The sequence below is a fragment of the Pseudomonas sp. WHRI 8519 genome (assembly GCF_040224055.2).
Taxonomy (GTDB): domain Bacteria; phylum Pseudomonadota; class Gammaproteobacteria; order Pseudomonadales; family Pseudomonadaceae; genus Aquipseudomonas; species Aquipseudomonas putida_X.
This window is the reverse complement of record NZ_CP167996.1, coordinates 1,669,056-1,689,663: the sequence shown is the minus strand read 5'-3', so window position 1 is coordinate 1,689,663 and position 20,608 is coordinate 1,669,056. Positions and strand designations below refer to the sequence as shown.

Below are 20,608 nucleotides of genomic sequence, written 5' to 3'. Positions count from 1 at the left end.
ATTCAGGTATCCAGTAACGTACGGGCAAAGGCCTGCAGTTTACGGGTGAGTGGGCCCGGCGACCAGTTCAGTGCAGCAAAAGCCCGCACAGGCCAGACCCCATAAACGCTGTTGCAGATAAATACTTCATCGGCCAGCGCAAGCTCATCGAACGCCAGGTCCCGCACTTGCAGCGGGATGGCCTGCGCCTGCGCGTGCTCCAGCAATGCACCGCGCATCACGCCGGCCACGCCGCAACGGCTGAGTTCAGCGGTTAGCAACACGCCGCCGCGCACCAGGAAAAGATTGCTGTAAACACCTTCGACCAGCCTGCCTTGCCCATCACACATCAAGCCTTCGGCATGCTCGCTGTCCTGCCACTCGGCACGGGCCAGCACCTGCTCCAGACGGTTGAGATGTTTGAGGCCCGCCAGTAACGGTTGTTCCCCAAGCCGGGTCTGGCAAGGAAAAAGACGCACACCGTGCTCGGCATGTTCGCCAGGGTAGCTGGGCAAGGGGCCGCCCAGCAGGATGCGCCGCGGCGCAACACCTGCCATCGGCGCATAGCCACGCTGGCTGTCGCCCCGGGTGAGGATCAGCTTGGCGACACCATCGCCCAGTTGGGTGGCATAACGCAGGATTTCATCGCGCACCAGCGCCAGGTCGGCATCGATTGCCAAACGCTGGCAGCCCAGGGCCAGGCGTGCCAGGTGGCCGTCCAGCATGCTGGGACGGCCGCTGCGCACGGCGATGGTCTCGAACAGGCCATCGCCGTAGGCCAGGCCACGGTTCTGCAGGTTGACCGCAGTCGCAGGCTGGCCGTCGATCCAGCTGTGCATCAGCCGGCGAACCGGCGGAACACCAGCGAGCCGTTGGTGCCACCAAAGCCGAACGAGTTGGACAGCACGACGTCGATCGGCATGCTGCGCGCCTGATGAGGCACGAAGTCGAGGTCGCAGCCTTCGTCCGGCTCATCGAGGTTGATGGTCGGCGGTGCCATCTGGCTGTTGATTGCCAGCACGCTGAAGATCGCCTCTACAGCGCCCGCAGCCCCCAGCAGGTGGCCGGTCATCGACTTGGTCGAGCTCACAGCCAGCTTGTAGGCATGCTCGCCGAACACCCGCTTGATGGCCGCGACCTCAGCGACGTCGCCAGCCGGAGTCGAAGTGCCATGGGCGTTGATGTAGCTGACCTCAGACGGCTGGATGCCAGCATCGCGCAATGCGTTGGCCATGCAGCGCGCCGCGCCTTCGCCACTGTCGGGCGGCGACGTCATGTGGTAAGCGTCGCCGCTCATGCCGAAACCGACCAGCTCGGCATAAATGGTCGCACCACGGGCCTGGGCGTGCTCGAGCTCTTCGAGTACCAGTGCACCGGCGCCGTCGGAGAGCACGAAGCCGTCCCGCCCCTTGTCCCACGGACGGCTGGCACGGGCCGGCTCATCGTTGCGGGTCGACAGCGCGCGCGAGGCACCAAAGCCGCCCATGCCCAAGCCGCAAGCGGCCATTTCGGCGCCACCGGCGATCATCACGTCGGCTTCACCGTAGGCGATGTTGCGGGCAGCCATGCCGATGCAGTGGGTGCCCGTGGTACAGGCCGTGGCAATGGCATAATTCGGGCCCTGCAACCCCAGGTGGATCGACAGGAAGCCGGAGATCATGTTGATGATCGAGCCTGGCACGAAGAACGGCGAGATACGGCGCGGGCCTTGATCGTGCAAGGTCCGGCTGGTTTCTTCGATGTTGGTCAGGCCGCCGATCCCGGAGCCCATGGCCACGCCAATGCGCTCGCGGTTGGCGTCGGTGACTTCCAGACCGGCATTGCGTACCGCCTGGAAACCGGCCGCCAGGCCGTACTGGATGAACAAGTCAAGCTTGCGAGCTTCCTTGGCCGACAGGTACTGCTCGACCTCGAAGCCCTTCACCGAGCCGCCAAAACGGGTGGAGTAGGCAGAAAGGTCCGTATGCTCGATCGGACCGATGCCACTGCGGCCAGCCAGAATGCCCTGCCAGGTGCTCGGTACATCCGTACCCAGTGGCGACAGCATACCCATACCAGTGACCACGACGCGTCTACGCGACACAGTACTCTCCTTTTCTAATAACAGAGTCTCTTGCCATTGCATTCAAGGCAATGGAATGAAATGGCAACAGGCTCTCGAAGCCCGCGGATCATTGCAGGACCTTCGCAAAGAAAAAACCGCACGCCGGCAAAGGCAGTGCGGTTCTTCTCGACAAGAAGCGTCGACTACAGCGTCTTAACCCTGGTGGGCGTTGACGTAGTCGATGGCAGCTTGAACGGTAGTGATCTTCTCGGCTTCTTCGTCAGGGATTTCGGTCTCGAATTCCTCTTCCAGAGCCATCACCAGCTCAACGGTGTCAAGCGAATCGGCACCCAGGTCATCGACGAAGGACTTCTCGTTGGTCACTTCCTCTTCCTTGACGCCCAGTTGCTCGGCGACGATTTTCTTGACGCGTTCTTCGATGGTGCTCATACCTAGTTTTCACTCCTAGTGGATATATGTCAGGCAGCTGGCCGGTGACCAATTTTATAGAAAGGCGTTCGCTTTTCAAGCGCAACGCACTGTCGCTCAGTCACCGAACCCACTGCCTGGAATCTGGTTGCAGCTTTATAACGGATTTTAGGCTGGGAGTATGACTCTTTTTTTTAGCAATCCGTCACATTGAGTTGCAGTGTTACATGTACATCCCGCCATTCACCGGCACGGTAGCGCCGGTGACATAGGCTGCGCCGTCGGATGCCAGGAAGGAAACCACCTTGGCGATTTCCTCGGCCTGGCCCAGGCGGCCCAGCGGAATCTGGGTCTGCAGGGCTTCGCGCTGCGCTTCTGGCAGTTCGCGGGTCATGTCGGTATCGATGAAGCCTGGGGTCACCGAGTTGACGGTGATACCGCGCGAGCCGACTTCACGCGCCAGGGCGCGGCTGAAGCCTTCGAGGCCGGCCTTGGCGGCCGCATAGTTGGCCTGGCCAGCGTTACCCATGGCACCGACGACCGAGCCGATGCTGATGATACGACCCCAACGCGCCTTGGTCATGCCACGCAGCACGCCCTTGGACAAACGGTAGAGGCTGTTGAGGTTGGTGTCGATCACGTCGAACCACTCGTCGTCCTTCATGCGCAGCATGAGGTTGTCGCGGGTGATGCCCGCGTTGTTGACAAGAATGGCCGGGGCACCGAACTGCTCGCCGATGGCACCCAGCACCGCGTCCACGGACTCGGCGCTGGTGACGTTCAGCTCCATGCCGGTACCGGTGATACCGTGCTCTTTGAGGGTGGCAGCGATGCGCTCGGCACCGGAAGCCGAAGTGGCGGTACCGATCACGGTCGCGCCCTGGCGACCCAGCTCGAGGGCGATGGCCTGGCCGATACCCCGGCTGGCGCCGGTAACCAGTGCAACTTTACCTTGCAGGCTCATGCAAGCTTCTCCAAATTCAGGCCAATGCCGCACGGGTGGCGGCGACGGCGTCGGGGGTATTGAGGTTGTAGGTGGTCACACCATCGGCGCAACGCTTGTTCAGGCCAGCCAGCACCTTGCCAGGACCACACTCGACCAGGTTGACCGCACCGTTGGCGGCGAGGGTCTGCACGCATTCAACCCAGCGAACCGGCTGATACAGCTGCGCCAACAGGTCCTGCTTGAGGGTATCGAGGTTGGCGGCGACGGCGGCAGTCACGTTCTGCACTACCGGAATCTGCGGCGCCTTCCATTCGACGGCATTGACGTGCTCGGCGAAACGCTCGGCAGCCGGCTTCATCAGGGCGCAGTGCGATGGCACGCTCACCGGCAGCGGCAAGGCACGCTTGGCGCCCTTGGCTTTGCACAGCTCGATGGCGCGATTGACCGCGGCGACGTTACCGGCGATGACGACCTGGCCCGGCGAGTTGAAGTTGACTGCGCTGACCACTTCATCTTCGGCGGCTTCGGCGCAAATGGCCTTCACATCATCGTCGCCCAGGCCAAGGATGGCGGCCATGGCGCCATGACCGGCCGGCACGGCTTCTTGCATCAGTTCGCCGCGGCGCTTGACCAGCCTGACGGCATCTTTGAGCGACAGGCTTCCAGCAGCGACCAGAGCGCTGTATTCGCCCAGGCTATGGCCCGACACGAAGGCCGGCTGCGCGCCACCCTCCTCCAGCCACAGGCGCCACAGGGCGATAGAGGCCGTGAGGATGGCCGGCTGGGTCTTGTCGGTTTGGTTGAGTTGCTCTTCCGGGCCTTCCTGGACCAGTTCCCACAGGTCGTAACCCAGGGCCTCGGAGGCTTCCTTGAAGGTCTCAACGATCACCGGCTTTTCGGCGCCCAGTTCTTTGAGCATGCCCAGCGACTGGGAACCTTGACCGGGGAAGACGAATGCGAGGGATGCAGACATTGAACAAGCCCTTATGATCTTGTCGTCGGATAGGGTGCGCCGAGCCAAAGGCTAGACGCGGAAACTGAAAACTTGGATGGAAACGCGGACCAAGCGGTCACATTTAAGCACTTCATCGGCGAAATGCCTAAGGCAAGAGGTCTTCGAGGCGCCCGTGCAGGCGCTGCGGCAGGTTTTCCTGAATCTCGATCAAGGCACGCTGGATGGCGCTTTGAAAGCCCTGCACGCCAGCCGAGCCATGGCTCTTGATGACGATACCCTGCAGCCCCAGAAAACTTGCCCCATTGTGCCGCGCCGGCGCCAGGTCGGCCTGCAGGCGCTTGAGCAGCGGCATCGCGACGGCCCCGGCAACACGCGACAACGGGCCACCCTTGAACAGCTTTTCGATGCGCGCAGCGATCATCGTCGCCAGGCCCTCGCTGGATTTGAGCAGGATATTGCCGACAAAGCCGTCGCATACCACCACATCCGCCTCCCCACGATAAAGGCCATCACCCTCGACGAAGCCGACATAATTCAGGCCGCGTGCGTTCTGCAACAACGTGGCAGCCAGCTTGACCTGCTGATTGCCCTTGATGTCCTCGGTGCCGATGTTCAACAGTGCCACGCGCGGGCGCTGCACACCCAAGGCCTGCGCGGCCACCGAGCCCATTACGGCGAACTGGTAGAGGTTCTCGGCACTGCAGTCGACGTTGGCACCCAGATCGAGCAGCTGACAGTAACCGGCCTGGGTCGGGATAGCCGCAACCATGGCCGGCCGGTCGATACCCGGCAGCGTCTTGAGCACCATGCGCGACAGCGCCATCAGCGCGCCAGTATTGCCGGCACTGACGCAGGCCTGGGCCTTGCCATCACGCACCCGTTCGAGGGCGATGCGCATCGACGAATCCGGCTTGCCGCGCAACGCCTGGGATGGCCGCTCGTCCATACCGATCACCTCACTGGCAGCGACAATCTGCAGGCGCGCGCGATCCGCAGCCGCAAGGCCAGTGACAAGATCTTCTAGGAGGGAGGGTTGACCGACGAGGGTCAAGTGCAGCGAGGGGGTAGCCGAAAGGCAGGCAATGCTAGCCTGGACAATGCTGCGGGGACCGAAGTCCCCGCCCATTGCGTCGATCGCGATGACCTGAGCAGACAAGGATTACTCGTCAGCGCCCTTGTCGATCACTTTACGACCACGGTATACGCCTTCTGGCGATACGTGGTGACGCAGGTGTACTTCACCGGTGGTTTTCTCTACCGACAGCGCGTTTTCCGACAGAGCGTCGTGCGAACGGCGCATGTCACGGGCAGAGCGGGATTTTTTGTTCTGCTGAACAGCCATAATTGATTAACTCCTAAACGTTTGGGTCACGCTTTAACTGCGCCAAAACACTGAACGGGTTGGACCGCGATACCTCGTCCTTGCTCGATTCGGGCTCGTCTGCGCCCGCCGGCTGCTGGCATTCTTCCGGATGATGAGCAGGCACGATGGGCAAGGCGAGCAGAAGCTCCTCCTCGATCAAGGCCTGCAGATCCAAAGGATCTTCGCCCAGTTCCAGCACGTCATAGCCTTTCGGCAACGACTGGGTATTCGCACCCTCCTTCACCACAGCGTAAGTACATTCGCTGTGAATCGGCAGGGTGACCAGCTCAAGACAACGCTGGCAAACCATTTTGACTTCGACATTCAGCTCGCTGTGGATAACCACTACGTGCTGTTCATCTCGTTCAAAATCGAACTTCGCCTGCACCGTACCGACATTGTCGGAAAGCGGGTCGCAGAGTCTTTCCAAATCAGCGAGTTGCAGCGAACCGTTAAGGGTTACGCCACGATCGGCTAATTTGCGCGGGTCAACGTGAGGTGGAATCGGGTCATTCAACATAGGCGCAGCATTCTAGGGATGCCCCCTGCACCTGTCAAAGGAAATTCGGCGGCATGTTGCATGTTAGAATCGGGATCAACTGATCAGGAGTCTACCATGCTGCCTTTGTTACTGGCTTCCAGCTCCCCTTACCGGCGCGAACTGCTCGCGCGCCTGGGCCTGCCCTTCACGTGGGCCAGCCCCGACCTGGACGAGCGGCCGCTCGCCGACGAACCTGCCACGGACCTGGTGCGACGCCTGGCCAGGCAGAAGGCCGAGGCACTCGCCGGCAGCCACCAGCAACACCTGATCATCGGTTCTGACCAGGTTGCGGTACTCGGCGAGCAGATCCTGGGCAAGCCGCACAGCTTCGAGCGGGCCTGCGAACAGCTGCTTGCGGCCAGCGGGCAGCACGTCACCTTCCTGACCGGGGTGGCGCTGCTGAACACCGCCACAGGGCAATGCCAGGTCGATTGCGTACCGTTTACCGTGACCCTGCGGGAACTGGATCGGGCGCGCGTGGAGCGCTATGTGACGGCCGAGCAGCCCTTGGATTGCGCGGGCAGCTTCAAGGCAGAAGGGCTGGGCGTGAGCCTGTTCCAAAGCACCCACGGGAGCGACGCCACCAGCCTGATCGGCCTACCGTTGATTCGGCTGGTGGACATGCTGAGCAAAGAAGGCGTGGCAGTACCATGAGACCGCCAGGGGCCGGCCTGCCCTCAGCGCAGAGCAGGCCCCTGGAAGCCCATGTACAGGGCTAACTTCTCGGCCACGCTGGCACCGAGGCGCTTGGAGAAGCGATCGAACGGCGACTCCTCGACCGTGAAATCGACCAACTCTTTCTCACCCACGATCTCACGGGCCACATAGCTCGCACTGCCCAGACCGTCGACGAGCCCCAGCGCCTTGGCCTGCTCACCCGACCACACCAGGCCACTGAACAGCTCCGGGTGCTCCTTGTCTTTCAAGCGATCGCCGCGCCCCTGCTTGACCATGGCGATGAACTGCTGGTGAGTAGTGTTCAGCACACCCTGCCAGAACGCGCGCTCTTCAGGCTTTTCCGGCGAAAAGGGGTCCAGGAACGCCTTGTGCTCACCGGCCGTGTAGGTACGCCGCTCGACGCCCAGCTTCTCCATCGAACCTACAAACCCGTAACCGGCCGCCGTCACACCGATGGAACCCACCAGGCTGGCCTTGTCGGCATAGATCTCGTCCGCCGCACTGGCGATGTAGTAGGCACCGGACGCACCCAGGTCGGCGATCACAGCGTACAACTTGATATCCGGATACTCACCGCGCAGGCGACGGATCTCATCATAGACATAACCTGCCTGCACCGGACTGCCGCCCGGGCTGTTGATCCGCATGATCACGGCTTTGGTCTTTGGATCCTTGAAGGCTTCGCGCAGGCTCTTGACGAGGTTGTCGGCACTGGCCGCCTCTTGATCCGCAATCACGCCGCGCACCTCCACCAACGCGGTATGGTTGGTGCCGCGCGAGGCAGCCTTGTCCATATCCGTCCAAGGCAGGAACAGGGCCAATACACCGAAGAGGTACACGAACGTCAGCAGCTTGAAGAAGATCCCCCAGCGACGCGCCCTGCGCTGCTCCTGGACACTGGCCAGCACGGTCTTTTCCAGCAGCTTCCAGCTCTTGCGCTCTACGCGTTCATCCTCTTCACGGTCTTCGCGCGCAAGGCGCTCTTCTTCCGTCTCGGAACCCGGTGCTTTCCACTCGTCAACCATGCTCACCTACCTTGGAATTGGATTTGCGCAGAACCTGCCAACCACTCGCGCAACTGAGAAAAATGATCGATGCACACCTGCGGACCAAACTCGGCCAAAGCCTGCAGCGACATGGCACCATAGCCCACGGCCGCCGAATGCATACCCGCGTTTTTCGCCATCAGCAGATCGAATGCCGAATCTCCGACCATCAGCGCCTGCCCAGGTTGGACACCGCAATGGCCTAGAATTTCCTCGAGCATCAGCGGATGGGGCTTGCCGCGGGTCTCATCAGCAGCACGCGTGATGTCGAAAAACCGCTCCCAGCCATTGGCCCTGAGCACCCGGTCCAGACCACGGCGCGCCTTGCCAGTGGCCACCGCCAGGCGATAACCCTCGGCCCGGAAGGCCTCCAGCGACTCGACCACCCCCTCGAACAACGGCGAAGGCTGCTGATCAAGCGCCGTATAAATGTCGGCATAGTGCTGACGGAAGGATTCGACCTGCACAGGATCAAGGTGCGGGTAGAGGGTGGAAATGGCCTCACCAAGCGCCAGGCCGATGATGCCCTTGACAGCCTCCTCGGGGCTTGGCGCCTCACCGGCACGCTCGGCAGCGGCATCCATCGACTCAACGATCCGCCCGATCGAGTCGGCCAAGGTGCCGTCCCAGTCGAAGATCAGCAACTCGTAAGACTTCTTCATGAATCAGGACGCCCCCAGACGCTCCACGGTTTTCGCCCAGACTTCGTCCACCGGCGCCTCGAGCTTGAGCTCGCCACCATCAGGCAGCGGCACGGTGAGGGCATAGGCATGCAGGAACAGGCGCTTGCCGCCCAGGTCACGAATCTCGCGGCTGAAGTCCTCGTCGCCATACTTGCTGTCACCGGCGATCATGTGGCCGGCGTGCAGCGTATGCACGCGAATCTGATGGGTACGCCCGGTGATAGGGCGAGCCTCGACAATGGTGGCGAACTCGCCGAAACGGCGAAGCACACGGAACAGGGTGAGCGCCTCTTTGCCCTCATCGTTAACCTCGACCATACGCTCGCCCGAACGCAGGTTGCTCTTGAGCAACGGGGCATTGACCTGCTTCTTCGAGGTAGGCCAGTGGCCTCGCACCAGCGCCATGTAGCGCTTGTCGACCCCATCACCGCGCAATGCGGCATGCAGGTGGCGCAGCATGCTGCGCTTCTTGGCGATCATCAGCAGGCCAGAGGTGTCGCGGTCCAGGCGGTGCACAAGCTCCAGCTCCTTGGCATCCGGACGCAGCTGGCGCAGCGCCTCGATCACCCCAAAGCTCAGGCCACTGCCACCATGCACGGCGATACCGGCCGGCTTGTTCATCACGATCAGCGCCTTGTCTTCGTAGACGATGGCGGCTTCCAGGCGCTGCAGCAGGCCCTGGGCAACCGGGGCCGGCTCGTCACGCTCAGGCAGGCGCACGGGCGGTACACGGACGATGTCACCGGCCTGGATCTTGTACTCAGGCTTGACACGACCCTTGTTGACCCGGACCTCGCCTTTGCGCAGGATGCGGTAGACCAGCGTCCTGGGCACGCCCTTGAGCGCGGTGATGAGGAAATTGTCGATACGTTGGCCGGCAAGCTCCGGCGCGACTTCGATCAGCTGAACGCCGGAAGTCGGAGGGGTATTGGTCGTCATCGAAGGATCATAACAATTTTTTATGGAATTGAAGCACTTAATCATTACTGCTATAGTCGCGAACGCCGCCAAAAGCGGTAGGCCAGCGGCACCAGGCCCTTAGCCGGTCCCTGACCAACGCAATTCTGCAGGACGCGAGGCCGTCCTACGGGGTTTTCGCCAGTTTACCGAATTGCCTGGAATCGCCACCAGCGCTGTGTAGAGAAGACCGAAAAAAAACGACAAGTGCGGTGTTTCACCTGCTTACCCGCTTCTTTTCGCTGCACCTCTGCCCGCCCCGACGCTTGCACGCAACGCACGGCGAATGCTTCGGAAATACCTGCCTTGGACATGAATGGCGTCAGCGCGGAAATTGCGCTGGCGAAAAATGCAACCCGTTGCGGATTCAGCGCGCGGCAGCACCCGAATTATCAGGGATACGTGCAGGGTGGAGATGCACAGCCCTCGGACCGTGTAGCACCGCGTCCGGCCACCGGCCCAATGCATGGCCGGCGAGCGGATAAGGTCCTGAACAGATGCCCCATGGGCGTCCACGGCTGACGGTTGATTCCTCCTCCTGACTGAGTGCACGAGGCCTGCTGGGTTGATTCGGATATCGATTCGGATATCTCTGCAGATACCGCAGGGGCCTCTTGGCACCGCAGCAAACAGGACGCGTCGTCGCGACAACGGCAGGCTGGGAAACCGGCTGGTGCCGAACGTTGCTCGACACGGGGGTGGCCCGGCCACCCTTTGCGCACCTTGGCACCGACCATGAGAAGTCGTGTGTGCCGAACGCCGTTTCCGGCAGCCCGGAAACCGACGGTACAACATGAAAAGAATGCTGATTAACGCAACTCAACCCGAAGAGTTGCGTGTAGCCCTGGTGGACGGCCAACGTCTCTACGACCTGGACATCGAGTCCGGTGCGCGTGAGCAGAAAAAGGCCAACATCTACAAAGGCAAGATCACCCGGATCGAGCCCAGCCTCGAAGCCGCCTTCGTCGACTTCGGCTCCGAACGTCACGGCTTCCTGCCGCTGAAGGAAATCTCCCGCGAGTACTTCAAGAAAGCCCCTGAAGGCCGCGTCAACATCAAGGACGTCCTGAGCGAAGGCCAGGAAGTCATCGTCCAGGTCGAGAAGGAAGAGCGCGGCAACAAAGGCGCCGCCCTGACCACCTTCATCAGCCTGGCAGGCCGCTACCTGGTCCTGATGCCGAACAACCCCCGTGCCGGCGGCATCTCCCGCCGCATCGAAGGCGAAGAGCGCAACGAACTGCGTGAAGCCCTCAACGGCCTGACCGTGCCAGGCGACATGGGCCTGATCGTGCGCACCGCGGGCCTTGGCCGCAGCAGCGAAGAAATGCAGTGGGACCTCGACTACCTGCTGCAGCTGTGGACCGCCATCAAGGAAGCCTCCCTGGACCGCGCTGCACCGTTCCTGATCTACCAGGAAAGCAACGTCATCATCCGCGCCATCCGCGACTACCTGCGCCAGGACATCGGCGAGGTGCTGATCGACAGCATCGATGCCCAGGAAGAAGCCCTGACCTTCATCCGCCAGGTGATGCCGCAGTACGCCAGCAAGGTCAAGCTGTACGAAGACAGCGTGCCGCTGTTCAACCGCTTCCAGATCGAAAGCCAGATCGAGACCGCCTTCCAGCGCGTCGTCGACCTGCCCTCTGGCGGTTCGATCGTGATCGACCCGACCGAGGCCCTGGTTTCCATCGACATCAACTCGGCGCGCGCCACCAAGGGCAGCGACATCGAGGAAACCGCGCTGCAGACCAACCTGGAAGCGGCCGAAGAAATCGCCCGCCAGCTGCGCCTGCGCGACATCGGCGGCCTGATCGTGATCGACTTCATCGACATGACACCGGCGAAAAACCAGCGCGCCGTCGAAGAACGTGTACGCGAAGCCCTCGAGGCTGACCGCGCTCGCGTGCAGGTCGGCCGCATCTCGCGCTTCGGCCTGCTGGAAATGTCCCGTCAGCGCCTGCGTCCGTCGCTGGGCGAAAGCAGCGGCATCGTCTGCCCGCGCTGCTCCGGCACCGGCATCATCCGCGATGTCGAATCGCTGTCCCTGGCCATCCTGCGCCTGATCGAGGAAGAAGCACTGAAGGACCGTACTGCCGAAGTACGCGCCCAGGTACCGATCCCGGTCGCCGCGTTCCTGCTCAACGAGAAGCGCAACTCGATCACCAAGATCGAACTGCGCACCCGTGCCCGCATCATCATTCTGCCGAACGACCACCTGGAAACCCCGCACTTCGAAGTCCAGCGCCTGCGCGACGACAACCCGGAAGTGCTGAACAACCAGTCCAGCTACGAAATCGCGGCCTCCGAGACCGAAGAAGCACCGCAGCCGACCGCCACGCGCACCCTGGTGCGTCAGGAAGCGGCGGTCAAGACCGCACCGGCCCGCGCCAACGCGCCGGTACCGAGCACTGTCGAAGAGCAGCAGCCTGCCGCACCGGCCGCCGCGGCAGCCAGCGTACCGGAGCCAAGCCTGTTCAAAGGCCTGGTGAAGTCGCTGGTCAGCCTGTTCGCCGGCAAGGAAGAGCCTGCCGCCACCCCGGTGGTCACCACCGAGAAGCCTGCCCCCGAGCGCACTCAGCGTAACGAGGAGCGTCGCAACGGCCGCCAGCAGAGCCGCAACCGCAACGGCCGCCGTGACGAAGAGCGCAAACCGCGTGAAGAGCGCGCCGAGCGTGCCCCGCGTGAAGAGCGCCAACCACGTGAGGAGCGTGCACCGCGGGAAGAACGTGCACCGCGTGAAGAGCGTGCACCGCGCGAAGAACGCGCCCCTCGTCAGCCACGCGAAGACCGCCGCGGCAACCGCGAAGAGCGCGTACGCGAACTGCGTGAGCCGCTGGATGCAACACCGGCCGCTCGTGAAGAACGCCAGCCACGTGAAGAGCGTGCACCGCGCGAAGAGCGTGCGCCTCGCGAAGAACGTGCACCACGTGAAGATCGTGCGCCTCGCGAAGAACGTGCACCGCGTGAAGAGCGCGCTCCACGTGAAGAGCGTGCACCACGTGAAGAACGTGCACCGCGTGAAGAGCGCGCACCGCGTGAAGAGCGTCAGCCACGCCCTCCACGCGAAGAGCGTCAGCCACGTGAAGCCGAGCAGGCTGCCGAGAAGGCTGCAGAGCTCGCCGATGAGCAACTGCCGAACGAGGAGCTGCAACAGGACGAGCAGGAAGGCTCCGATGACGAGCGTCCGCGCCGCCGCTCCCGCGGCCAGCGTCGCCGCAGCAACCGTCGTGAACGTCAGCGCAACGCCAATGGCGAGCTGATCGAAGGCAGCGATGAAGAAGGCAGCGACGAGCAACCACAACAGCACCAGGCCACCGAGCTGGGTGCCGAACTGGCTGCCGGCCTGGCCGTCACCGCCGCTGTAGCCAGCAGCAACATCAGTGCTGGCGCCGAAGCGCAAGCCAACCAGCAGGCTGAACGCGCCAGTGCCGAAACTGCGGCCACCGACAACAGCGAAGCGGCTCAGCCGGCCGAGCAGGTCGAAGCCGTCGCCAAGGCCGAGGAAATCGCCATTGCACCGGTGGTCGAGCAGCCGCTCAGCGAGCCGGTCGTTGCAGTCGAAGCCAACGCCGCGCCTGTGGTTGAAGTTGCCCCTGAGCCGGTAGTCGAACAAGCGCCTGCGGTCGAACCGGTAGTGGTTGCCGAGGCGCCTGTAGAGGCACCTGTAGAGGCACCTGTCGAAGCTCCGGTGATCGAAGCGGGTGAAGCCGAGAAGGCCCAAGTCGCCGTTGAACAAGCGCCGGCTGCCGAGCTGCCTGCCGTTGTCGCCCAAACCCAGCCAGAAGTGGCTGTCGAGCCGGCAGCAACCGTAGTCGAAGCAGCGCCTGTGGTCGCCGAGCCTGCCCCGGTGGAAACCCAGGCAGTGCCCGAAGCGGCCACCGTGATGCTGCCTAACGGCCGCGCCCCTAACGACCCACGTGAAGTGCGTCGTCGCAAGCGCGAGGCCGAAGCGGCTGCCAAGGCTGCGCAGGAAGCGGCCACTGCAGGTACGCCAGCGCTGGAAACCGCCGATGAGCACAAACCTCATCACGGTTGATAGCCACGGCTGAATGAAAAAGCCCCGCCAGTGTGAACTGGCGGGGCTTTTTCTTGGCCGCTTGGGGTGCCTGCACCGGGCTCAGTACAGGTTGGGCTCCATCTCCAGCGCAACCCCGAACCGCGCCAGGATATCCGCCTGAATGCGTTGCGCCAGGCCATGCAACTGCGCTCCGCTTGCCTGGCCATAATTGACCAGCACCAGCGACTGCAAACGGTGCACACCGGCATCGCCATCTCGATACCCCTTCCAGCCGGCCTGCTCGATCAACCAGCCTGCCGCCAGCTTGACCTGCCCGTCAGCCTGGGGATAAGCCACCACACCTGGAAACTCAGCGCGGATCCGCGCCAGCTGTTCGACGGCAACCACCGGGTTCTTGAAAAAGCTGCCGGCATTGCCCAGCTCAGCCGGATCGGGCAGTTTCTCGCGGCGAATGCTGCAAATAGCGTCGCTGATGGCCTGCGCCGTCGGCGCCTGCACGCCCTGCTCGGCCAGGCGCTGACGTACCGGGCCGTAATCCAGATGGGCCTGCAGCCGATGGCTCAAGGCAAAGCGCACCCGCAGGATCAACCACCGCCCAGGGTTACGCTTGAACAGGCTGTCGCGGTAACCAAAAGCACATTCCTCAAGCCCGAAGTCACGCAGCTCGCCTGTGTGCCGGTCCAGCGCCGTCAACCCGGCGAACACATCCTTGATTTCCACGCCGTAGGCGCCCACATTCTGCATCGGCGCAGCCCCTACCGTGCCCGGGATGAGGCTGAGGTTTTCAAGGCCACAAAAGCCTTGCTGCAACGACCATTGCACGAAGGGGTGCCACGGCTCGCCCGCCTCGGCCTCGACCAGCACACGCCCCGCGTCATCACCGAGGACGTGGCGGCCACGGCTGGCCATGTGCAGTACCAGCGCGTCGACATCACGGGTCAGCAGCAGGTTGCTGCCGCCGCCGATGACCATCACCGCAAGCCCTCGCTGGCGCGCTTGCGCCAGGGCCTCGCGCACCTCGTCGTCGCTCTGTACCTGGGCGAAGTACCGGGCTTTCACATCGATGCCGAAGGTATTGTAAGGCTTGAGCGAAACCTGCTCCTGCCAGTGCGCCGTCATAACCGCCCCTTGATTTCGACAACCAGCTCATGGCAGGCCGCCTCGATCAGGTCCAGCACCTGCTCGAACCCCTCTGCGCCGCCGTAGTAAGGGTCCGGCACCTCATCCACAGGCGCCCCATAGCGGCGCAGGAACAGGTCAAGCTCGCCAGTCGCATTGGGGGCACGCATGGCGCGCAGGTGGCGCAGGTTGCTTTCGTCCATGGCCAGAATCAGGTCGTACTCGGCAAAGTGCTCAGCCTTGACCTGCTGGGCACGCTGTTGCGACAGGTCATAGCCCCGCGCCAGTGCGGCCTTGCAGGTGCGGCTGTCAGGCCCCTTGCCCACGTGCCAGTCACCGGTCCCGGCGGACGCCACCTGCACCTGCCCAGCCAGGCCAGCGGCCTGCAACTGATGGCGCAGCACACCTTCGGCGGTGGGCGACCGGCAGATATTGCCCAGGCAAACGAACAGGACGCGCATCAGGCCTCCAACAAGCGCCGTACGCGCTCGAGGTCGTGTGCAGTATCGACACCCACTGCTGGCGCCTCGATGGCATCGGCCACGTGGATACGCACCCCATGCCAGAGGGCACGCAGCTGCTCGAGCGCCTCGGTCTGCTCGAGCCAGCACGGCCCCCAGCTGACGAAGTCCTGAAGGAAACCGACGCGGTAGGCGTACATGCCGATATGGCGGCGGTAAGGCACACCTTGCGGCAGTTGGGTGCGGTCATTGGCGAAAACGTCACGTGCCCACGGCAGCGGCGCACGGCTGAAGCTCAAGGCCAGGCCGTTCTTGTCGCTGACCACCTTGACCGCATTGGGGTTGAACACGGTTTCGGGGTCGTGGATCGGCTCGGCCAGGGTGGCAATACCTGCCTCCGGATGCGCCGCCAGGTTGGCTGCGACCTGGTCGATGATCACCGGCGGGATGAGCGGCTCATCCCCCTGGACGTTGACCACGATGGCGTCGGCCGGCAGGCCAAGCTGCGCAGCCACTTCAGCCAGGCGGTCGGTACCCGACTCATGGTCGGCGCGGGTCATCAGTACTTCAGCGCCAAAGGCCTGGCAGGCCTCGACGATACTGGCGTCGTCGGTGGCGATGACCACACGGCCGGCACCGCTCTTGCGCGCCTGCTCCCAGACGTGCTGAACCATCGGCTTGCCGGCGATCAGCAACAACGGCTTGCCCGGCAGGCGCGTCGAGCGCAGCCGGGCGGGAATGACCACGGTGAAGTTCAGGCTCATTTGTCCAGACGCTCGTCGTCGGTCAGGGTGCGCGCCTCGCTTTCCAGCATCACCGGGATGCCATCGCGGATCGGGTAGGCCAGGCCAGCGCCCTTGCTGATCAGCTCGGTCTTGTCAGCGCTGAGCTTGAGCGGCCCCTTGGTGATCGGGCAGGCCAGGATGTCGAGCAATTTGGTGTCCATGGAAGCTTCCTTGAGGCCAGATGGCCGGAAATTGAAAAGGGGCTCAGGGCGTTCGCGGCCCTGGCAGCAAGCGTTGCAGCTGGCTGTCGAACCAGTCGCAGAAGGCCGGCGTAGGCAGCGCCTCCACGGCCAGGTACCACCAGTCATCGGCCGCGAAGGCCCGGCACTTCACCGCGTCCTTCTCGGTCATCACCAATGGCAGCGACGGGCTGAAAGCCAGGCTTTGCGCGCTGAACTGGGCGTGGTCGGCGAACGGATGCGGCACCGGCTCCCAGTTTAGCCCCAGCAGGGTGTTGAAGAAACGTTGCGGGTTGCCGATACCGGCCACCGCATGCAGGCGCTGGCCAGGAGGAAAGAAGTCGAGCGCGCGGCGCTCTCCACTGCGCAGGTTGACCAGCGCACTGGGTTGCAGACGAAAAGCGAAGCCCTCGGGGCGATCGACAGTGGCGCCATTGAACAGTACCGCATCGGCCTCTTGCAGGCGCTCGGCAGGCTCGCGCAGGGGGCCGGCCGGCAGGCAGCGGCCATTGCCCAGGCCACGGGCAGCATCGATCAGCACCAGCTCCAGGTCGCGCGCCAGGCGATAGTGCTGCATACCGTCGTCACACAGGATCAGGTCCAACGGCTCGCTGGCCAGCAATGCCTGCACGGCGCGGGAGCGGTCGGGGTCGATCATCAGCGGCACACCCGTGCGCTGAACGATCAACAAAGGCTCATCGCCGGCCTGCTCGGCACGCTGCGAGGCTTCGACACGCCAGGGCAACCGAGGCGGTTTTGCACCGTAGCCGCGGCTGACCACCCCCACCCTCAGCCCCTGGCGCCGGCAATGCTCGATCAACCAAAGGATCATCGGCGTCTTGCCGGTGCCACCAATAGTGATGTTGCCCACTACGATGACCGGTACCGGGGCACGGTAGCTGGCGCTTTCGCCACTGAGAAACCGCGCGCGCTTGCGCGTCACCACCCGCCGGTAAAGCGCTTCGAGCGGGCGCAGCAGGGCAAGGGCCGGATGCCCGGCGTACCAGGCGGCTAGCAGACGGTCGGCGAGCGCCATCAAGGTGTCCCCTGGGCAGCCTCGACGGTGGTCATGCGCAGGTGGCTGAAACCGAGCTTGCCGGCGGCATCCATCGCAGTGATCACGGCCTGGTGCGGGGTCTTGCCGTCGGCGCTGATGGCCAGCGGCAGCGTGTTGTCACCGCCCGACTCGCGCTGGATCGCCTCGGTCAGGGTGGCCAGGTCGCTCTTGGGCAACAGGTGGTTGTTCACCGAATACACGCCATCGGCACTGATGGTGACCTCCACCAGCTTTTCCGGGTCTGCGGCTGGCTGTTCGGCGCTGACGGCCTCAGGCAGCTCCACACGCAGCTGGGTCTCACGGGTGAAGGTGGTGGTGACCACGAAGAACAGCAGCAGGACGAACACCACGTCGATCAACGACGCCAGGTTGATGTCGACGTTCTCCCGCTGGCGATTGCGCCGGAACTTCACGCCTTGCCTCCGGCCACTTCGACTTCACGGTCGCCCTGGATGACCTCCACCAGCTTGATTGCCTCCTGCTCCATGCCCACCACCAGTTCGTCGATGCGGCGCAGCAGGAAACGGTGGAAGAACACGGCCGGGATGCCGACCATCAGGCCAGCCGCCGTAGTGACCAGCGCCTTGGAAATACCACTGGCCAGCACGGCCGCATTGGCGGTCATCTGCGTCCCCATGAAGGCGCTGAAGATATCGATCATGCCCAGTACGGTACCGAGCAGGCCAAGCAGCGGGGCCATCGCGGCGATGGTACCGAGCGTGCTGATGTAGCGCTCCAGTTCGTGGATGACCCGCGAGGCCGACTCCTCGATGCACTCTTTCATGATTTCACGGCCATGGCGCGAGTTGGCCAGGCCCGCAGCGAGGATCTCACCCAGCGGCGAATCGGCGCGCAGGGCCTTGAGCTTGTCACTGGTGAGTTGCTTGTCCTTGATCCACATCCATACCTGGCCCAGCAGGTGTGGCGGGGTAACGCGGCTGGCGCGCAGGGTCCACAGGCGCTCGACGACGATAGCCATGGCAGCGATGGAGCTCAGAATGATCGGCAGCATCATCCAACCACCGGACTTGACCAATTCCCACACAGTAAACGCCCCCTCGGAAAAAGGCCGCCACTCTAACATAGGCGCGCCGGGGGCTCATCTGCCGAAGGTCAGGGAATTGCGTGGGGGTATGCACCCCTACTGCGCCAAAAGCGTCGTTGCCCCCGTACGCCCTCCACTTCGCCACGGCTTCCCAACACCAACCGCAACGCCCCCTCCACCGCCGTATCGTGAATGGCCAGCCCATGCCGCCGATACCGCTCGAGCACCTGCACATGCGGATGCCCGAAACCGTTGTTACGCCCGCGCGAGATCAGCACCCCGCGCGGCGCCGTGGCGCGGATGAATGCCTCGGTCGAGGAACTGCGGCTGCCATGGTGCGGCGACTGCAGCCAATCGATACGTGGCGCGGCGTGGTCCGCCAACCATGCGCGCTCGGCCCCCGCCTCCATATCGCCTGCCAATAGCAGCCGCTCTCCCTGCGCCTCGACCAGCAGCACGCACGAGCGGTCGTTGCTGCTCTGCCCTTGGGCCCAATGCCACAGCGAAAAGCGCACCCCATCCCATTCCCACTGCTCACCACGGGTACACGGCTGCAGGGCAAGGCTCTCCAGCGCTTCGCCGCCCAGCGCACGCACCACCGGCAACCCTCGGTACACGGCCGGTGCGCCACCGGCATGATCGGCATGGGCATGGCTGACGAGCATGATGTCCAGGCGCTTGACGCCCAGCTTGTGCAAAGTCGGCAACACCACCCGCTCACCCAGATCACTATCACCCCGCGCAGGCCCGGCGTCGTAGAGCAGGCTGTGATGTTGCGTGCGCAGCAAGACCGCCAAGCCCTGCCCGACATCCAGCTGCCAGACTTCCACCTGCCCAGGGGGCACAGCTTCCCTGGGCACCCACAACGCCAGCAGCAGGGTCCCGCCCAGGCTGCGCAGGGGCACGCCGGACGGCAGCAGCACCAGCAACGCCCCCAGGCAGACCATCAGCCAGGCCCAGGTCGGCAACGCAGGCGGTAGCCATGCCGGGCGCCAGTCCGCTACCCACGCCAGCGACCGGAACAAGACGTCCAGCAGCCCACCTGCCAGCCACAACAGGCCTTCACCTACCCCTGCCAACGGCAGCAGCAAGGTCCCAAGCAGCGCCAAAGGCAATACCGCCAGGCTGATCCAGGGCACTGCCAGCAAGTTGGCCAACGGCGCACTCAGGCTGACCGGCAAACCGGTGGCGATCAATACCGGCAGCAGCCCGATGGCGATCACCCACTGGGCGCGGGTCCACCCTTGCCAGGGCCGCCACCTGCCAAGACGCGAACTGAAGCAGTAGACCAGGGTCGCCACTGCCGCGAACGACAGCCAGAACCCAGGCAACAGCGGGGCCAGGGGCTCGGCCAGCAGCACCCCGATGAGCGCCAGCAGCACAGGGAACAGCGCCCCAAGATGGCGAAAGCGCAGGCGCCAGAGCAAGACCACGGCCAGCATCAAGCAGGCGCGCTGCACCGGCACCCCCGCACCGGCCAGCCAGCCATAGGCCAGCGCCCCGCCCAGGGCCAGGCCACATGCACACGGCAACCAGGGTAGAGCCGCAGGCCACAGGCCACGGCGCGCAAGGCCGGCGACCAAGGCGTAAAGCAAGCCGGCGACCAGGCCGATGTGCTGCCCCGAAATCACCAACAGGTGGACCGTACCCGTGGCCTGCAGCGCTTGCCAGTCCTCGCGGGCCAAGCCGGCACCATCACCGAGCACCAGCGCGACGAGGGCAGCTTCCCGGCCATGGGCGGCGACACTCAACAAGCGCTGGCGCAGAGCGTCACGCCAGCCCGGCTGCGCGGCATCCAGCACCTGGCCGGCCTTGACCGTGCCAGTGGCGCCGATGCGCCTGGCCAACAACTGTGCCTCCCGGTCCGGACCGTGCGGGTTGAGCAGCCCGGCCGGGCGCTGCAGGGTAGCGGCCAGGCGCCAGCGCTCGCCAGCACGCAGCGGTGGGCCATCGAACCAATGCAATTGCAGGCGCTGGGGCAACGCAGCGCGGCGCGAGCGCGGTTGCTCCAGCTCAAAGCGCACCCCACGCGCCGTGTGCGTCGGCAAGCCGACCACCCGGCCCTCCAGCCACAGCGTACGGCCATCCAGGCCTGGGGCCAGGCGATCATCCAGCGCCTGCTGCGCCGACCAGCACGCCCAGCACAGCCCCAGCGCAAAGCAACCCAGCGGCCAAAGGCGTGTGCACAGGCAAAGCAGGCCGCCACCGAGCAGCAGCCACAGCCACCCGACCGATGGCAATTGGGGAACAATACCCAGGCACAACAGCCCGAGCGCCAGCGCAAACATCCCTGTGCGCATGAGTTAGAGCTCCGGAAACCGAA

Annotated in this window: 21 protein-coding genes; 2 read left to right on the top strand and 19 right to left on the bottom strand. The window is 64.0% G+C overall.

What is annotated here, in order from left to right:
• Nucleotides 1-2: 2 nt before the first annotated feature.
• The 8 genes from pabC to ABRP30_RS07615 all read right to left on the bottom strand — a co-directional run bounded on the left by pabC (nucleotide 3) and on the right by ABRP30_RS07615 (nucleotide 6,236).
• Nucleotides 3-818 (bottom strand): aminodeoxychorismate lyase, encoded by an 816-nt coding sequence (gene pabC / locus ABRP30_RS07650; protein ID WP_267822083.1) that lies wholly within the window; start codon nucleotides 816-818, stop codon nucleotides 3-5.
• Nucleotides 818-2,062 (bottom strand): beta-ketoacyl-ACP synthase II, encoded by a 1,245-nt coding sequence (fabF, locus tag ABRP30_RS07645; RefSeq protein ID WP_349976536.1) that lies wholly within the window; start codon nucleotides 2,060-2,062, stop codon nucleotides 818-820. Before fabF ends, pabC begins: the two co-directional genes overlap by 1 nt.
• Before the next feature lie 174 nt (nucleotides 2,063-2,236).
• Nucleotides 2,237-2,473, bottom strand: a complete 237-nt coding sequence (gene acpP, locus ABRP30_RS07640) for an acyl carrier protein (protein WP_241803033.1) — start codon at nucleotides 2,471-2,473, stop codon at nucleotides 2,237-2,239.
• A gap of 202 nt (nucleotides 2,474-2,675) precedes the next feature.
• Nucleotides 2,676-3,416 (bottom strand): 3-oxoacyl-ACP reductase FabG, encoded by a 741-nt coding sequence (gene fabG / locus ABRP30_RS07635; protein WP_241803032.1) that lies wholly within the window; start codon nucleotides 3,414-3,416, stop codon nucleotides 2,676-2,678.
• Between the two features lie 16 nt (nucleotides 3,417-3,432).
• The gene (fabD, locus tag ABRP30_RS07630) at nucleotides 3,433-4,371 is read right to left on the bottom strand and encodes an ACP S-malonyltransferase (protein WP_349976535.1); all 939 of its coding nucleotides are present in this window, start codon (nucleotides 4,369-4,371) and stop codon (nucleotides 3,433-3,435) included.
• Nucleotides 4,372-4,498: 127 nt separating this feature from the next.
• Entirely contained in the window at nucleotides 4,499-5,509 is a 1,011-nt protein-coding gene (gene plsX / locus ABRP30_RS07625) for a phosphate acyltransferase PlsX (protein ID WP_267822074.1), read from the bottom strand.
• A gap of 3 nt (nucleotides 5,510-5,512) precedes the next feature.
• Nucleotides 5,513-5,695, bottom strand: coding sequence for a 50S ribosomal protein L32 (gene rpmF / locus ABRP30_RS07620; RefSeq protein ID WP_010223221.1), 183 nt, complete (start codon nucleotides 5,693-5,695; stop codon nucleotides 5,513-5,515).
• Between the two features lie 13 nt (nucleotides 5,696-5,708).
• Nucleotides 5,709-6,236, bottom strand: coding sequence for a YceD family protein (locus ABRP30_RS07615; protein ID WP_349976534.1), 528 nt, complete (start codon nucleotides 6,234-6,236; stop codon nucleotides 5,709-5,711).
• A gap of 96 nt (nucleotides 6,237-6,332) precedes the next feature.
• Here ABRP30_RS07615 and ABRP30_RS07610 point away from each other — a divergent pair, with 96 nt between their 5' ends.
• Nucleotides 6,333-6,911, top strand: a complete 579-nt coding sequence (locus ABRP30_RS07610) for a nucleoside triphosphate pyrophosphatase (protein WP_267822064.1) — start codon at nucleotides 6,333-6,335, stop codon at nucleotides 6,909-6,911.
• A gap of 23 nt (nucleotides 6,912-6,934) precedes the next feature.
• On the opposite strand, the gene ABRP30_RS07605 is transcribed toward ABRP30_RS07610, so the two are convergent.
• The 3 genes from ABRP30_RS07605 to rluC are packed head-to-tail and all read right to left on the bottom strand — an operon-like array spanning nucleotide 6,935 to nucleotide 9,603.
• Nucleotides 6,935-7,960: a S49 family peptidase gene (locus ABRP30_RS07605; protein WP_349976533.1), complete on the bottom strand. Its 1,026-nt coding sequence runs from the start codon at nucleotides 7,958-7,960 to the stop codon at nucleotides 6,935-6,937.
• Between the two features lie 2 nt (nucleotides 7,961-7,962).
• Nucleotides 7,963-8,643 carry an HAD family hydrolase gene (locus ABRP30_RS07600; RefSeq protein ID WP_349976532.1) on the bottom strand — a complete coding sequence of 227 codons (681 nt, stop codon included), beginning with the start codon at nucleotides 8,641-8,643 and terminating at the stop codon, nucleotides 7,963-7,965.
• A gap of 3 nt (nucleotides 8,644-8,646) precedes the next feature.
• The gene (gene rluC / locus ABRP30_RS07595; RefSeq protein WP_042111265.1) at nucleotides 8,647-9,603 is read right to left on the bottom strand and encodes a 23S rRNA pseudouridine(955/2504/2580) synthase RluC; all 957 of its coding nucleotides are present in this window, start codon (nucleotides 9,601-9,603) and stop codon (nucleotides 8,647-8,649) included.
• 811 nt (nucleotides 9,604-10,414) lie between these two features.
• Between rluC and rne the strand changes: the two genes are divergently transcribed.
• Nucleotides 10,415-13,657: a ribonuclease E gene (rne, locus tag ABRP30_RS07590; RefSeq protein WP_349976531.1), complete on the top strand. Its 3,243-nt coding sequence runs from the start codon at nucleotides 10,415-10,417 to the stop codon at nucleotides 13,655-13,657.
• A gap of 81 nt (nucleotides 13,658-13,738) precedes the next feature.
• Here the strand turns inward: rne and murB are convergent, their stop codons facing one another.
• From murB to ABRP30_RS07550, 8 genes are all read right to left on the bottom strand, one after another.
• Complete coding sequence (gene murB, locus ABRP30_RS07585; protein ID WP_241803026.1) at nucleotides 13,739-14,758, bottom strand: UDP-N-acetylmuramate dehydrogenase; 1,020 nt, start codon at nucleotides 14,756-14,758, stop codon at nucleotides 13,739-13,741.
• The gene (locus ABRP30_RS07580) at nucleotides 14,755-15,219 is read right to left on the bottom strand and encodes a low molecular weight protein-tyrosine-phosphatase (RefSeq protein WP_349976530.1); all 465 of its coding nucleotides are present in this window, start codon (nucleotides 15,217-15,219) and stop codon (nucleotides 14,755-14,757) included. The genes murB and ABRP30_RS07580 overlap by 4 nt, the downstream gene beginning before the upstream one ends.
• Nucleotides 15,219-15,983, bottom strand: a complete 765-nt coding sequence (kdsB, locus tag ABRP30_RS07575) for a 3-deoxy-manno-octulosonate cytidylyltransferase (RefSeq protein ID WP_349976529.1) — start codon at nucleotides 15,981-15,983, stop codon at nucleotides 15,219-15,221. Before kdsB ends, ABRP30_RS07580 begins: the two co-directional genes overlap by 1 nt.
• Nucleotides 15,980-16,165: a Trm112 family protein gene (locus tag ABRP30_RS07570; protein WP_003247142.1), complete on the bottom strand. Its 186-nt coding sequence runs from the start codon at nucleotides 16,163-16,165 to the stop codon at nucleotides 15,980-15,982. The genes kdsB and ABRP30_RS07570 overlap by 4 nt, the downstream gene beginning before the upstream one ends.
• Before the next feature lie 43 nt (nucleotides 16,166-16,208).
• Nucleotides 16,209-17,219 (bottom strand): tetraacyldisaccharide 4'-kinase, encoded by a 1,011-nt coding sequence (gene lpxK, locus ABRP30_RS07565; protein WP_349976528.1) that lies wholly within the window; start codon nucleotides 17,217-17,219, stop codon nucleotides 16,209-16,211.
• The gene (locus ABRP30_RS07560) at nucleotides 17,219-17,653 is read right to left on the bottom strand and encodes a biopolymer transporter ExbD (RefSeq protein ID WP_241803022.1); all 435 of its coding nucleotides are present in this window, start codon (nucleotides 17,651-17,653) and stop codon (nucleotides 17,219-17,221) included. Before ABRP30_RS07560 ends, lpxK begins: the two co-directional genes overlap by 1 nt.
• A complete protein-coding gene (locus ABRP30_RS07555; protein ID WP_241803021.1) occupies nucleotides 17,650-18,285 on the bottom strand; it encodes a MotA/TolQ/ExbB proton channel family protein in 636 nt (211 codons plus the stop codon). Before ABRP30_RS07555 ends, ABRP30_RS07560 begins: the two co-directional genes overlap by 4 nt.
• 68 nt (nucleotides 18,286-18,353) lie before the next feature.
• Nucleotides 18,354-20,585 carry a DNA internalization-related competence protein ComEC/Rec2 gene (locus tag ABRP30_RS07550; RefSeq protein ID WP_349976527.1) on the bottom strand — a complete coding sequence of 744 codons (2,232 nt, stop codon included), beginning with the start codon at nucleotides 20,583-20,585 and terminating at the stop codon, nucleotides 18,354-18,356.
• Nucleotides 20,586-20,608: the final 23 nt, after the last annotated feature.